Raw genomic sequence first — 13,345 nt, 5'->3', positions numbered from 1 at the left:
TCCGCCTAAGCGGAGCGCGGAACCAGGGTGATAAGGGACGCCTCAGGGCGGCATGCGAAGCGCACGGGTGCGTAGATCGAGTGGCCCACTCCGGCGCTGACGTTGAGGGGGATGGCTCTGCTGTCGTCATGCCACGTGGAGAGCCCGCGTGCCTGGTGCAGCGGAATATCGCAGTTCGCAACGAGAGCACCGAAGCCAGGCATGCGCACTTGTCCACCGTGGGTGTGCCCAGCGAACAATACGTCGGCGCCGCCAGCCATCAAGCCATCGAGCACACGGCGGTACGGTGCGTGGGCGACGCCAAAACGCAACTCGGCGTCGGCAACGCTGGCGGCAAGATCCGGCACCATGTCCATGCGGTCGCGCCCGACGTGCGGGTCATCGACGCCGAAAGCGCCAATGTGGTGGCCACGCACATCGAGCGTGGCGGCAGCGTTGTTCAGCGGCCGCCAACCGAGGGCATCGGTGAAGTACTCATCGAGGGCCCCGGTGTCGAGCGTCTCGACCGGGCCGTCACTGGGCTCGGAAGGACCAGCAAAGTATTTGAGCCAGTTGCGCGGACGCGGGGCAACGATGTCGTTGGAGCCGTGCACGTAGAGTCCTGGCACGCCAGCAAGGCCGGCGAAACTCGCCTTGATTCCGCGCAGGGCGTCCTGGTGGCCGAGATTGTCGCCGGTGTTGATGACGAGATCGGGACGCAACGAAGCGAGCGATGCGAGCCATGCTTGCTTGCGCCCCTGCCACGGTGCCATGTGCACGTCAGACAGGTGCAGGATGCGAATGGGGTCGGTACGCGGCGGCAGGATCGCTACCGTGTGCTGACGCAACGTGTAGAGGTGGCGTTCGATTCCGAAACCCCAGGTTGCCGCGGCGGCACTAGCGATGCCAGCCGCAGCAAAGAGGCGACGTGTTGTGCGTCCTGCAGAACTCACTTGCACTTTTCTCGCTCGTAGGTGATCGAAACCGGAGTCTGCTTCGTCGTCACAGTTCCGGAACCAGGGGACTGTGCGGTGACAGTGCCCTCCTTGGGCGCGTCATCCTTTTCGACGCAGGATTCTTGAATGCTCGTGAACCCGGCGTTGATGAGCGTTGACTTGGCGTTCTTGACAGACATACCCATCACGTCTGGCACAGCACCGCCCTGTCCGTTGCTTGGGGAGATTGTGACGGTCGTGCCAGCGACAACAGAACCGGCGCCCGGATCCTGCTGCTCGATGATTCCGGCGGGCTGGCTACCGGGAATCTCCGGGCCAACAGTGACGGCGAAGCCAGCATCCTCCAGCGCCTTTTCCGCGTCAGCAATGCTCATGCCGACAACGTTGGGGAGGTCTTTGTAGACCTGGCGCGACAGGTTCGGGTCGGGCTGCGGGAATGCAGCTCCACCAAACACGCTGTTGGCGACACCCTGCGATTCGCGGGAGAGCTTGTAGCGAAGATCCGTGAGCTTGCCCGAATCAAGCCAGATCCAGGTCATGTCGCTTTCGCCTTCGGAGTTACCGACCCACGCGGCCGTTGCCACCTTGGAGCTGGACTGCACCATCCAGGTCTGGAACTCTTCGTGCGTACCGGTCTTGCCGAACACCGGCACGCCGTCCCAGTTGTTGGCCTGGCGACCCGTTCCTGCACCATCATTCATGACAGCGCTGAGCGGCACGATGGCGGTTGCGGCGACCTCAGGGCTGATGACGCCGGGGGTACACGTGGTGACCGGAAGCAGGTCTGGGCGATCCTTGCCGTCGGAGTCTGTGACACGGTCGATGAAGCGCGGTTCGCAGTATGTGCCACCCGCCGCGATTGTCGCGTACGCGTTTGCCATCGCGAGCGGCGAAACGTTGTGTGATCCCAGCACGGAGAAGTGACCGGTCGTCATGTCGATCGGGGTCAGTGCGTCTGGTTCGGTTACCGGGAAGCCAGCCTCATCGAGCACACGCTCACCGTTTTCGTCGAGGAGGTAGTTCGGGGTGCCATCGGCCTTGAGGTAGCCGGTGGCAGTTTCGCCTGCTTCGTTCTGAACACTGCCCGTCCAGTAGTTGCCGTTGTAGACGCCGAGATCCATGGCGGTCTGACCGATCTTGCACATGTCGAGCTTCTCAGCCATGGCGAAGAAGCCGGAGTTGAGGGAGTCACGAGTGAAGCGCACAATATCGCCGGTGTAGCCACGGACGCCGTTGTAGTTCTGCACCATCTTTTCGGGGTCGAACTTGATCTTGTCCGTACCACAACCGACCGTCCATGCCTTGCGGTTCACGCCGTTCAGCACCTCACGAATCGAGTGGCCCTCCTTGAGCCATTCGAGGACGGTGAACACCTTGAACGTCGAACCCGCAGGGAAGCCGATACCTGTTCCGAGGCCATAACGCTGATCAGCACCGTAGACCAGGCTGGTGTAGCCGGGGGTGCCAGCGTCCGCGGATGCTTCGCTAAAATGCGTGTTCTGCACCATCGAGAGCACACGGCCGGTTCCGACCTCAACGTTGACGATCGCGGAGCCGAAGTTTGCAATACCCTCCACCGTGGCAGGCACCGTGGACTCCATCGTGCGCATGTTGTTCCACTGCAGATCCCAGTCCATCGTGGTGTAGATCTTCAGACCGCCGCGGTCAAGCATCAGACGGCGTTCTTCTGCCGTCTCGCCAAAGGCGGGGTCGTTGAGAACCTTGATCTTGATCATCTGGCAGAAGTATTCGGCGTCGACGGCCGTGACACAGCCCGAACTCTCGGCCTGAATGTTCGGCGTAATCGGTAACGCGTAGGCCGCGTCGTAGTCGGCCTCGGTGATCTTCTTGTCATCGAGGAGACGGCCCAACACGTAGTTGCGGCGGTGTTTCGTCTCCTGGTAGTTGGTCGCTTCACCGTTCATCTCCCACTCGGGGTGGTCGATACGGAACGAGTTGGGGTTCTGCACCATGCCGGCGAGGATTGCCGCCTGGTCAAGGGTCACATTCGCGGCAGAAACCCCGAAGTAGCGCTGTGCGGCGGCTTCAATGCCGTAAGTGCGGCCGCCGAAGTTCGCAATGTTGAGGTAGCCGAGGAGAATTTCTTCCTTCGAGAAGCGCTGTTCCAACGCGATCGCGTAGCGCAACTCCTGAACCTTACGCTTGTACCCTTCGGCGCCCTCAGCGTTGGTCGCTTCTGTCCAGCAGGCGTCTTTCTCTTCCTGCGTCTCCTTCTCCGCCTCACAACGCTGAATGAGCACGTTCTTGACGTACTGCTGCGTGATCGACGAACCACCCTGGGTTTCGCCTCCGCCTGCAGCGTTGGAGAGCAGCGCGCGGGCGGTACCGATCATGTCGATGCCACCGTGCTCGAAGTAACGCGGGTCTTCCGATGACAGCAGGGAGTCAACGATGTACGGCGACACCTGGTCGTACGTTACCGGCTGGCGGTTCTGTTCCCAGAACTGCGCCATCAGCTGGGGCTGACCCGTCTGCTTGTTTGTGGCGTAAATCTCCGTCGGCAGCATCAACTTGTCGATGGCGAGGAATCCCGGAATATTGTTGAACACGGAGATGGCGCTGGACGCAGCCGTGCTCGTCAGCGCGATCGCGGGAGTGATCGTTGCGGTCAACAAAAGACCAGCGAGGGCGCTCAACGCGGTGAATCCGAGGACTCCTCCGAGCACACCTTTAAACGTGCGATTCTTTCCAGGCATAGGCTTGATCGTAATTGAAAACCCTGGGGATCCGCCCACGGGTGAATGAGAGTCGGGAGAACAATGACGACCTGGGAGTACTTCACCACGCCGCTACTGATTCACAACACCGCCGCGATCCTCAATAACTGGGGCAAGCAGGGCTGGGAGCTTGTGCAGGTAGTTACGAACGCTGAAGGCGGCCTGGTGGCCTACTTCAAGCGTCCGGTTTCCAGCGCTGCTCCGGAGAACGCTGGCCTCGCGTCTGCCGCCGTTGCCGCCAAGCAGTTTGAGGCGTGAACATGACCGTTTCTGCACGACTTGCTGAGCTTGGTATTGAGCTTCCCGGTGTGGCAGCCCCCGTGGCCGCATACATTCCGGCCATTGTTGACGGCCACCTGATTTACACGTCAGGCCAGTTGCCCATGGTGGCTGGTTCTTTGCCTGCGACAGGCAAAGTTGGCGACGGCCACCGGCTGGTCCCAGCGGCCGACGCGACGGCCTATGCTCGCCAAAGCGCGCTCAATGCGCTGGCCGCGGCCGCTGCCGTCGCCGGTGGTGTAGACAACATCACTGGTGTCCTCAAGGTCACCGGATTCGTAGCCTCGGTGCCCGAGTTCACCGGTCAGCCTGGCGTGATCAACGGTGCAAGCGAGGTTCTCGGCGAGATCTTTGGCGAAAAGGGCACGCATGCCCGCTCCGCCGTTGGCGTTCCGGTATTGCCGCTTGACGCCCCTGTGGAGGTCGAAGTCATCTTCACCACCAACTGACGCAACAAAAAGGGATCCGGGGAACCAACTGGTTCCGCGGATCCCTTTTGCTTGCGCGCCTACTTCACCTGGCGAGAGATCGTGCTCATCACCGCGGTATCGGCCAGTGTTGTGGTGTCTCCCACCTCACGACCCTCGGCAACGTCGCGCAGCAGACGCCGCATGATCTTGCCTGAGCGGGTCTTCGGCAACTCTCCCACGATGTAGATGTCGCGCGGTCGAGCGATCGGACCGATCTGTTCACCGACCCACAGGCGCAGGTTTTGAGCCAGACCATCAGGCTGGTGCGTCTTGAGGTAGCTCTCCTTGATTATCACGAACGCGACAACAGCCTGGCCGGTCGTCTCGTCGGACGCACCGACGACAGCGGCCTCAGCAACGGCCTCATTGCCAACCAGCGCTGACTCGATTTCGGCGGTCGACAGGCGGTGACCTGAGACGTTCATCACGTCGTCGACGCGGCCAAGAAGCCAAATGTCGCCATCCTCATCGAGGCGTGCACCGTCGCCAGCAAAGTAGTAGCCCTTGTCTTGGAACATCTTCCAGTACGTCTCGACGAAGCGATCCGGGTCGCCCCAGATGCCGCGCAGCATGCTCGGCCATGGTTCGGTGATGACCAAGAGGCCGCCATTGCCGTCGCCGACGTCGTTGCCCTTTTCATCGACGACATCGATTGAGATTCCGGGCAGCGCTACCTGGGCTGACCCGGGCTTTGTTTCGGTGATACCGGGAAGCGCTGAAATCATGATGGCGCCCGTTTCGGTCTGCCACCAGGTGTCGACGATCGGGGTGGAATCGCCACCGATGACGTGGCGATACCACATCCAGGCTTCGGGGTTGATCGGCTCGCCCACTGAGCCGAGCAGGCGCAGGGAGGAGAGGTCAAACTGCTCAGGGACCTGTCGACCCATCTTCATGAACGAGCGGATCGCGGTCGGTGCCGTGTAGAGCACGGTGACGCCGTACTTTTCGACGAGCTCCCACCAGCGGCCCGGGTGCGGGCTGTCAGGGGTTCCTTCGTAGAGCACCTGGGTCGCGCCATTGGCGAGCGGGCCATAAGTGACGTAGGTGTGTCCGGTGATCCACCCGATGTCGGCGGTGCACCAATATACGTCGGTCTCAGGGTGCAGGTCGTGAACGGTGCGGTTCGTGAAAGCAGCCTGCGTGAGGTAACCACCCGACGTGTGCAGAATGCCCTTCGGGTTGCCTGTGGTTCCGGACGTGTACAGGATGAAGAGCGGGTTCTCAGCTTCGAAACCCTCGGGGGTGTGCTCGTTGGATGCCGACGGAACCAGATCGTTCCACCACAGGTCGCGGCCCTCGGTCCACTGCACGTCGTTGCCGCAGCGGTTTACGACGAGCACCTTCTCAACTGTCGCCTGAACGCCGTTGCCTCGATCAGACAGCGCCTGGTCGACGGCCGGCTTAAGCGGAGATACACGACCCTTGCGGTAACCACCATCAGCCGTAATGACGACCTTGGCGCCGGCATCGTCGATGCGGGAACGGAGGCTGTCGGCCGAGAAGCCGCCGAAGACGACGGAGTGGGCGGCACCAAGGCGTGCAACGGCCAACATTGACGCGATGGCCTCGGGAATCATGGGGAGATAGATCGCAACGCGGTCTCCCTTGCCGATACCGAGGTCAGTCAGCACATTCGCGAGGCGCTTAACCTCATCGGTCAGCTGCGCATACGTGACCTCTCGGGTATCTCCAGGTTCGCCTTCGAACAGCAGCGCGACGCGGTCGCCGTTGCCTGCCTCGACGTGACGGTCAAGGCAGTTGTAGGCGACGTTGAGCTTGCCATCGGCAAACCATTTCGCGAACGGCGGGTTGGTCCAGTCGAGGACCTCCGTGAAGGGGGTGCTCCAGGTCAGCAGTTCGCGAGCCTGATCTGCCCAGAACGCTTCCCGGTCGGCCTTGGCCTCTGCGTACATCTCCTGGGTAGCGATCGCGTTGTCGACGAACTCGGGGGACGGTGCAAACTTGCGGGTTTCGTTCAACAGGTGATCGATCTGACTGCTCATTCGCGTATGCTCCTTTGCGAAAATGACGAACGCCGCTTCGTTGCGGCATGGGGTGAATTTATCGGCGGAGCGCGGGAGCGACTACTGCCGAAAGTCAGTTATCGGCATTGTGGGCACGTGCGGCGCCGCCCGCATGTGCCGGCCGCCGCACGCGTAGGTGCCCGACACTGCACGCATACATCCTTCGAGCGCGGCACAAGTGCGGTGTTCGTCGTATAGTCGTAGAGCCGAACGATCTGATTCTGGCACCGCAACGGCCGATACGGTTCCCCCAAGCCACGGACGTTGCTGGGCGGCGCTCCACTTCCCCCGGTTGGAGCGTCGCCCTTCTCTTTGGGGAGATGCGTGTTGGCGCCGCGTACGGAGTGTCATCGCCCCTCGCCGTTGTCGACGCTCATTCCTCCACAACGGTGACATTTTCGGGAAGCGTGCACACCCTGGTGCGGGTTCGCTTGCGGGCACCACGATTTTCCTATCGTCGTTGGCATGGTTGAAGCATTCGTCATTCATGCCGAACACGTGGCTGCGCCGCTCGTTGCGCGACCTCGCGTCTTGCAACCTCTTGCGCGCTACCTCGACGATCCCGAGGTCACCGACGTCTTCATCAACGGCGCACGCGGCCTCTTCATTGATCGAGGTCAGGGGAGCGAGAAAGACGAATCCTGGGGTGCATCGGAGCGGGAGGTGCGTGACCTCGCCGTCTCCCTGATGGCCGCGGGCGACCGACACATTGACGATGCGCACCCGTGTGTTGATGTGCGCCTTGAGGGTGGTGTTCGGGTGCACGCGGTGCTCGCACCGATTGCGGTGGACGGAACCACGATTTCGATTCGCATTGCGCGGATGGCTGGGCAGAGCCTCACTGAGCTAGCGGCAGCAGGGATGTTCACCAGAGAACAGGACGCGTGGCTGCGCGAGAGTGTGGGCAGGCGCGCCAACTTCTTAATCTCGGGAGCGGGCGGAAGCGGTAAGACCACGCTGCTCTCGGCGCTGTTGAGCGAGGCGGCGCCGTCCGAGCGCATTCTCACGATCGAAGACGTCCAGGAGATCCGCCTCCAGCATCCGCACCATGTGGCCTTGGAGTCTCGCCAGGCGACCGTTGAGGGTGCCGGTGCCGTCTCGCTTGCGCAGCTCGTACGCGAAGCGCTTCGGATGAGACCCGATCGACTCGTGATCGGTGAATGTCGTGGTGCGGAGATCCGTGAACTCCTCAGCGCACTGAATACCGGGCACGATGGCGGTGCCGGAACCATTCATGCCAATGGTCTGCACGACGTGGCAACGAGACTGGAAGCGCTGGGCGCTCTCGCTGGCCTCGATGCGGCGGCCCTCGCCCGACAGGTGGTCAGCGCCATGGACTTTGTTGTCCACCTCACTCGATCATCGAGCGGCGTGCGGCGCGTCGACGCGATCGGAGAGTTCGCCCTGCACGATGGGCACCTGGTCGTGCACCCCACAGAGCCAGCGCAGGGCACGCCCCGAACGGAACCTGCGGTAGTGGGGCCGGTCCGACTGAACCAAAGGTTGCGTGATGACCATGCGGCGTGAACATTCGGCCGATGTGGCAGCGACGACGCTTCGAATCGCGGTACTGCTGGAGTCCGGGGCGATTCCGGAACGTGTTTTCTCCTACATCGCCGAAGCCTGTGATGACGATGACCCGATCGGAGATTTTGCTGCTCGAGTGAATGTTCGCATCCGCGCAGGCGTGGGTGTGGCCGACGCCGTGGAGGCTGAGGGCGGGTCATGGGAATGGGTAGCGAGTGCCTGGCGCATTGCGACGGCCGTGGGATCACCGGTGTCGCCGGCATTGCGATCGATGGTGGGCGTCGCCAATGATGCTCGCGAAGCTGCCAACGAAGTGCGCATCGCGCTTTCCGAACCAGCATCGACCGCCCGTCTCATGATGTGGTTGCCCGCGGTTTCTGTCGTCATGGGAGTCGTGCTCGGGTTCAACTCATTTGTCATTCTCACCACCAACCCCATTGGTATCGCGTGCCTGGTTCTCGGGGTCGGCATGATTGTCCTTGCCCGCTGGTGGACCAGACGAATCGTCGCCGCAGCGGCTCCCAGCACCGTGGTTCCTGGACTGCGGGCGGAACTCATGTCGATTGCATTGGCAGGCGGAGCCTCTCCGGCACGCGCACAGCAGTTGGTCGACGATGTTGACGTGGGCGGTGCCGCCGAGGCCGATGAAACCGCTCATATCTTGCGCTTATCGCGGATTGCTGGGGTTCCCGCGGTTGACCTGTTGCGGGCGAGCGCGAGTGCGATGGTGGCCCAAGCGCGAACCACTGGGCGCCTTCGCGCTACGCGTCTCGCCACCAAACTTTTGCTACCGATCGGGGTGTGCGCCCTGCCTGCGTTCTTCCTGCTGGGTGTTGCGCCGATGATGCTCAGCGTGATCGCGAGCACCGAGGTGCCGCTATGACCGTGCCCACCTACTCACGTGCCCACATCAGAAAGGAATGTCATGACACTCATCACCGCACCGTTGCGCGGTTCCGCGTGCAAAACGCGGGCTTTGCGCGGCTCCTCCCGTCGGCCGAGAGGCCTCATCGAGCGCGCTCGAGCCGTCGCGTGCGACGAAACAGGTGCAGCCACCGCGGAATACGCGATCGCCACGATGGCGGCCGTCGCATTCGCAGGCCTACTTGTGGCCATCATGCGATCAGACGAAGTCAAGCAGATTCTGACCGATCTCATCGAACGCGCCCTCACGGTGCCCTAACCCGGTTGCACCCCGTGCGTCGGCAGTGGCTACGAGTGCGCGCGCTTGGCCGTTCACAACGGGGGAGCGCGACCGCAGAGTTTGCGATCGCGCTTCCCGCTGTGGTGCTGGTTCTGCTTGTGATGTCTGCCATGATCTCGGCTCAGGGCAAACAGATTCTGCTCCAAGACTCCGCTGCCGACGCTGCGCGACTGATTGCGCGTGACGATGATGTCGTGCGCGCGGAATCCGCCATCACGACGGCGGTGAGCGGCGCGACGATGGACGTAACATTCGTCGACGGTGATGTGTGCGTCACCGCTTCTGCGACCGTCAGTATCGTGGTTCCGCTCACCCTCAGCGCCCGGGCATGCGCGCTCGCGGGAGGGCTCTAATGAGCGTGATGATGAGCCTCGGAACCATGGCTGCCGTCAGTACGCTGGCGTGCGGTATCGTGGCCGCCGGCGGAGCCGCTGTTACAGCGCAACGCGTGAGCGCAGCGGCAGACGCTGCGGCACTGGCCGCCGCCGACACCGCATTGGGATTCAGCGCAGGCGATCCGTGTGACAACGCCGCCCGAATTGCCGGAGCAAACCGCGCCACACTCACCGAATGCGTTATCGACGCTGCCATGGTGCGGGTGAGTGTGCAGGCCACGTACGCAGGCTTCCCGATTGCCGTCGCGGCTCGCGCCGGATCGACGGGAAGTGCAGTCGCTATGAATGCCGCAGGGTGGGTGCGTCCAAGCGACGGCGACATCACCTCGTCCTTTGGCCAACGGGAAGTGCAGTGCGATGCGTCAGGGTGCGCCTCGAGTTTCCATGAGGGCGTGGATTTTTCAGCGGGGTGCGGTGCGCCGATTTACGCGGCACGGGCCGGAACCGTCATCAGCGCTGGCGACGGTGGGGGTTATGGCAATCAGGTGCGTATTGAGCACGAAAACGACCTCACGACCGGCTACGCGCACATTCAAAATGGCGGGATTCTCATCGCGGTGGGCGACACCGTCGTTGCCGGGCAGCTCATTGCGTTGGAAGGAGATACCGGGCAGTCATTCGGTTGCCACGTCCACATCACACTCGAACAGAACGGAGCCCTCATTGACCCCATGACCGTTCTCGACTGACCGACCGCTGACGCCAGCTCAGATTTGCCATGGTGCGATTCAGCAGCACACCATATCGGGGTGCATGTTCTCGCCCATCGCGCCATAAGCTGTGCGTTGTGACCATCACCGATGCGCCGGCACCGCAACCACCGTCAACACGGTCGCGGCTCCCTGTCATATTCGATCGCGTACCGACGGTGGTGTACCTCGCGTTTGTGGCAGCGGTCCTGGTCGGCGCAATCGCGATATTCGGTGGACTCAAAGATGGTCACAAGACGTGCGCCACCGCAAAAGCGGGCGAAGTTATACACCTCGGTATTGCTGACGTCACGATCGATAGCGTTCGTCTCACAACCACCGACAATTACGGTGACCCGGACGAAAATGGCGGTGAGTTTCTGACGCTTCGCGTAACCGTCACGAACACGTTTGACACCACATACTCGGTCACCGAACTCTTTACGGCGGGCACATTGACCAACCCCACCTATGGGGTCAATGCCATCGCGATCGATGAAGATCTCGAACTTGATTACCCCTCGATTCGCACCGCAAGTGGCGACGCCTCGGTTCAGCTCGGCCCGAAACTCACGCAAACGTACGACATCACGGTGCTTGCCATTGAACCACCGACTGATCGCGACTTCCTCACCATTGCCTTCGCCCCCAGCCAATACACGCCAAACAAGTTCCTTCGTGACACCTCAGACGGCTACTACGAAACCCTCGACACCATCGCGATTGGCGAGTTCGCCATCACGGATGAAGTCGGTGCACCATGAAGCGCCTCACAGCTTGGGGCATAGCGTTCGCTTTGCTCGCCGGCGGCTGGCTCATCTCCCTCGTCACGCCCCAGGAGGTCGCGTGGCGCGACGGATTCCCGATCACGGGTGTGGTCGGCGAAGAGATCGCTGACCGAAACGTCAGCGTCACCATTACCGACGTAACTCTCACCGATGACGTGGTCGAAGGTTCCGATATCTATCCGCAGAGCGATGGCGCCATCTGGGTCGTCATCGGGATCACGGCGCAATCACTCACAGACGAAACCGAAGGCACGATCAAACACGCCACTCTCAACATCGAAGGCAACGAGTATCGGCCCTCAGATCGCGTGCGAAACAGCATGCAAGACGCGCGAATTTTCGTCGCCGCACCGTCACGGGGTTATCTCGTTTTTGAGATTCCGGAACCAGATGCTCACAAGACGGGGGAGTTGCGGCTGGGCTCGCGTTGGGACGTCGACAACGCTGACACCTACCTCGCCTTCGCCATCGATCTCTCCGTTGCCGAGCAGGTGCCGACGATAGAGGTCGATTCAGCCGTGGTGGGGTACTGACATGTCGAGCTGGATGCGTGCGAATCGGTGGGCTCTCATGACGCTGCCGATCGCGATCACTGCTTTTGTGTTGGCGGTTTGGTTGATCGCCATCCGCCCGACGATCGTACAGACCGGCGGCACAGCCACCCGCGTGAACATTAGCGACACGTTCAAGCTGGAAGAAACGACGGTCACCGACATGAGCGTGTCGTTTCAGCGCCCAGCGACTGATGAGCCCATGATCGGCGTCGAAGTCGTATTGATCGCCGTCGACGCCGATGCGCCTGAAGACGCCACATACAACTGTCATGTCGAGTTGCGGCACGACCAAGACCCCACCCTTGTCTTCCGGCCGACGTCGATGGAGCTGGGTCTCACTGGCGAGGCGAGCTTCACCTCGAACTGCGTCGGTTCGCCCAGCGAACAATCTGATGAGTACCTGGTGTTCCTCATTCCTGAGGGGCTCACCGGCAACTTCACCCTGATTTTTCTTGACCCCGATCAGCCAGTCGAGGTTGAATTCTCGCGCTGACGGGTGAACGGAACCAGATTCTCGACACCGGGGGCGATGGTTCCGGAACCAGCAGGTGTCTTCTGCACGCCGCCGTTCCGTGCCGTGCCCAAGACGCCGTCGTAAGCCGCCGCGATCAGCGCAATGCGGATGGGCTCAGAAATGAGCGCCGGAATCACCGAGATGAGGGGCAGGAACATGACCCACCATTCCCATGCGTGCGCTCCGAAAAGACGGGGGATTCCGGCAGCAAGTGTCTGATCGAGGAACAGCCACGCCTGCGAAAGCAAGAGATAGAACGCAATGCGGATGGGGCCAGCGTGGAGGAGGAGCGTTCCTGCTTCCAGGATCGGCTTTACGCGACTACTCGCGAGCCCCGCCGTGTCACGAAGTCGGCGTTTCGCGGCCGCGTTCAGGCGGTCGTAGCGTCGGGTGATGCGCTCCATTTTGGGACGTTGCACGGCAATCGCTTCGCCGAACACGACGCCGGCGATAAGGAGCCACGCGAGCGGAACCACGCTGAGGTTGAGAATGACCGTGACAACCTGCACGATGGCCTCCCAGGCCACCGCGACTGCGGGAATGCTGACGGCAAACCAGTCGCCGAAGTCGTTTGTCCACTGCACAACAGCGCGAGAGGCGATCCAATCCTCGATCGCGACGGTAAACGAGGATGCGCCGTAGATGAGAACGAGAACCCACACCACATCGAGGTACACCGCTGGCACGCGGGTCCAAATCGGCAGCTTGTTTTTGAACTTCTCCCATGCCTGTTTCAGGACGAAGCACGTGACGAGCAAGATCAGGAGAGCGGGAGACACGTCGAACTGCGTCGCATTGCCGATATCAGAACCGGCACCGACCATCACCTGGTTTTGCGAAATGGTGAGAATGCGCGCGAGATCCTCACGGAAGAAGCCGGCCGCATAGTAGAAGGCAAAGAACGGAATGACGGAGGAGAGCACAGCCTCGCTGAACCCAGCCCGGCGCGCACCCACTGTGCGCTCGGTCGCGGGCGCGAAGCGGTTCAGGGTGGGAAGTGCGTCACGGGTGATCAACATCATCGCAACGAAAGCCAACAGCTTCGACAGCACCGCCAGGGGTGCGATCAGCACAAGGGCGAAGGAAGAGTAGGCGCCCACGATTCCCGATACCCAGATCAGAATGTAGTGTGCGGTGTGCCCGATAAGGTACGCGGCGCCGAGGGCCGGACCGTGCATGACGAGCACCCGACCCCACGTGCGCAACAGAGCGAGCATGAGACCAA

At 61.8% G+C, this 13,345-nt stretch carries 14 protein-coding genes; 10 read left to right on the top strand and 4 right to left on the bottom strand.

Features of this window, described 5'->3' with window-relative positions:
- Positions 1-5 precede the first annotated feature (5 nt).
- Positions 6-932, bottom strand: a complete 927-nt coding sequence (locus tag KTJ77_RS09550) for a metallophosphoesterase (RefSeq protein WP_217338159.1) — start codon at positions 930-932, stop codon at positions 6-8.
- Positions 929-3,652, bottom strand: a complete 2,724-nt coding sequence (locus KTJ77_RS09545; protein ID WP_217338158.1) for a transglycosylase domain-containing protein — start codon at positions 3,650-3,652, stop codon at positions 929-931. The genes KTJ77_RS09550 and KTJ77_RS09545 overlap by 4 nt, the downstream gene beginning before the upstream one ends.
- Positions 3,653-3,715: 63 nt before the next feature.
- Between KTJ77_RS09545 and KTJ77_RS09540 the strand changes: the two genes are divergently transcribed.
- Entirely contained in the window at positions 3,716-3,931 is a 216-nt protein-coding gene (locus KTJ77_RS09540; RefSeq protein WP_217338157.1) for a DUF4177 domain-containing protein, read from the top strand.
- A gap of 2 nt (positions 3,932-3,933) precedes the next feature.
- A complete protein-coding gene (locus tag KTJ77_RS09535) occupies positions 3,934-4,401 on the top strand; it encodes a RidA family protein (RefSeq protein ID WP_217338156.1) in 468 nt (155 codons plus the stop codon).
- Positions 4,402-4,460: 59 nt separating this feature from the next.
- Here KTJ77_RS09535 and acs read toward each other — a convergent pair whose 3' ends face one another.
- Positions 4,461-6,428 (bottom strand): acetate--CoA ligase, encoded by a 1,968-nt coding sequence (gene acs, locus KTJ77_RS09530; RefSeq protein ID WP_217338155.1) that lies wholly within the window; start codon positions 6,426-6,428, stop codon positions 4,461-4,463.
- A gap of 486 nt (positions 6,429-6,914) precedes the next feature.
- Between acs and KTJ77_RS09525 the strand changes: the two genes are divergently transcribed.
- The 8 genes from KTJ77_RS09525 to KTJ77_RS09490 all read left to right on the top strand — a co-directional run bounded on the left by KTJ77_RS09525 (position 6,915) and on the right by KTJ77_RS09490 (position 12,099).
- A complete protein-coding gene (locus tag KTJ77_RS09525) occupies positions 6,915-7,976 on the top strand; it encodes a TadA family conjugal transfer-associated ATPase (RefSeq protein ID WP_217338154.1) in 1,062 nt (353 codons plus the stop codon).
- Positions 7,960-8,859, top strand: a complete 900-nt coding sequence (locus KTJ77_RS09520) for a type II secretion system F family protein (RefSeq protein WP_254367411.1) — start codon at positions 7,960-7,962, stop codon at positions 8,857-8,859. Before KTJ77_RS09525 ends, KTJ77_RS09520 begins: the two co-directional genes overlap by 17 nt.
- 42 nt (positions 8,860-8,901) lie before the next feature.
- Positions 8,902-9,159, top strand: coding sequence for a DUF4244 domain-containing protein (locus tag KTJ77_RS09515; RefSeq protein WP_217338153.1), 258 nt, complete (start codon positions 8,902-8,904; stop codon positions 9,157-9,159).
- Positions 9,160-9,173: 14 nt separating this feature from the next.
- Entirely contained in the window at positions 9,174-9,533 is a 360-nt protein-coding gene (locus KTJ77_RS09510; RefSeq protein ID WP_217338151.1) for a TadE family type IV pilus minor pilin, read from the top strand.
- Positions 9,533-10,264, top strand: a complete 732-nt coding sequence (locus KTJ77_RS09505) for a M23 family metallopeptidase (RefSeq protein WP_217338149.1) — start codon at positions 9,533-9,535, stop codon at positions 10,262-10,264. Before KTJ77_RS09510 ends, KTJ77_RS09505 begins: the two co-directional genes overlap by 1 nt.
- A 98-nt stretch (positions 10,265-10,362) precedes the next feature.
- Positions 10,363-11,028 carry a DUF4352 domain-containing protein gene (locus tag KTJ77_RS09500; RefSeq protein WP_217338148.1) on the top strand — a complete coding sequence of 222 codons (666 nt, stop codon included), beginning with the start codon at positions 10,363-10,365 and terminating at the stop codon, positions 11,026-11,028.
- On the top strand, positions 11,025-11,585 hold the full coding sequence (locus tag KTJ77_RS09495) for a hypothetical protein (protein WP_217338146.1): 561 nt from the start codon (positions 11,025-11,027) through the stop codon (positions 11,583-11,585). The genes KTJ77_RS09500 and KTJ77_RS09495 overlap by 4 nt, the downstream gene beginning before the upstream one ends.
- A 1-nt stretch (position 11,586) precedes the next feature.
- Complete coding sequence (locus KTJ77_RS09490; protein WP_217338144.1) at positions 11,587-12,099, top strand: hypothetical protein; 513 nt, start codon at positions 11,587-11,589, stop codon at positions 12,097-12,099.
- On the opposite strand, the gene KTJ77_RS09485 is transcribed toward KTJ77_RS09490, so the two are convergent.
- A complete protein-coding gene (locus KTJ77_RS09485; RefSeq protein WP_217338142.1) occupies positions 12,069-13,337 on the bottom strand; it encodes a hypothetical protein in 1,269 nt (422 codons plus the stop codon). The two genes, KTJ77_RS09490 and KTJ77_RS09485, sit on opposite strands and share 31 nt — an antisense overlap.
- Positions 13,338-13,345: the final 8 nt, after the last annotated feature.

The organism is Microbacterium sp. NC79, from assembly GCF_019061125.1.
GTDB lineage: Bacteria > Actinomycetota > Actinomycetes > Actinomycetales > Microbacteriaceae > Microbacterium.
This window is presented reverse-complemented; position numbering and strand designations above follow the sequence as displayed.

Bases quoted from the DNA above. Each gene is read 5' to 3' on its own strand.
- KTJ77_RS09485 (WP_217338142.1), bottom strand. From the start codon at position 13,337: ATGCTCGCTCTGTTGCGCACGTGGGGTCGGGTGCTCGTCATGCACGGT.
- KTJ77_RS09535 (WP_217338156.1), top strand. From the start codon at position 3,934: ATGACCGTTTCTGCACGACTTGCTGAGCTTGGTATTGAGCTTCCCGGT.
- KTJ77_RS09525 (WP_217338154.1), top strand. From the start codon at position 6,915: ATGGTTGAAGCATTCGTCATTCATGCCGAACACGTGGCTGCGCCGCTC.
- KTJ77_RS09505 (WP_217338149.1), top strand. From the start codon at position 9,533: ATGAGCGTGATGATGAGCCTCGGAACCATGGCTGCCGTCAGTACGCTG.
- KTJ77_RS09540 (WP_217338157.1), top strand. From the start codon at position 3,716: ATGACGACCTGGGAGTACTTCACCACGCCGCTACTGATTCACAACACC.
- KTJ77_RS09490 (WP_217338144.1), top strand. From the start codon at position 11,587: ATGTCGAGCTGGATGCGTGCGAATCGGTGGGCTCTCATGACGCTGCCG.
- KTJ77_RS09495 (WP_217338146.1), top strand. From the start codon at position 11,025: ATGAAGCGCCTCACAGCTTGGGGCATAGCGTTCGCTTTGCTCGCCGGC.
- KTJ77_RS09520 (WP_254367411.1), top strand. From the start codon at position 7,960: ATGACCATGCGGCGTGAACATTCGGCCGATGTGGCAGCGACGACGCTT.
- KTJ77_RS09545 (WP_217338158.1), bottom strand. From the start codon at position 3,652: ATGCCTGGAAAGAATCGCACGTTTAAAGGTGTGCTCGGAGGAGTCCTC.
- acs (WP_217338155.1), bottom strand. From the start codon at position 6,428: ATGAGCAGTCAGATCGATCACCTGTTGAACGAAACCCGCAAGTTTGCA.
- KTJ77_RS09515 (WP_217338153.1), top strand. From the start codon at position 8,902: ATGACACTCATCACCGCACCGTTGCGCGGTTCCGCGTGCAAAACGCGG.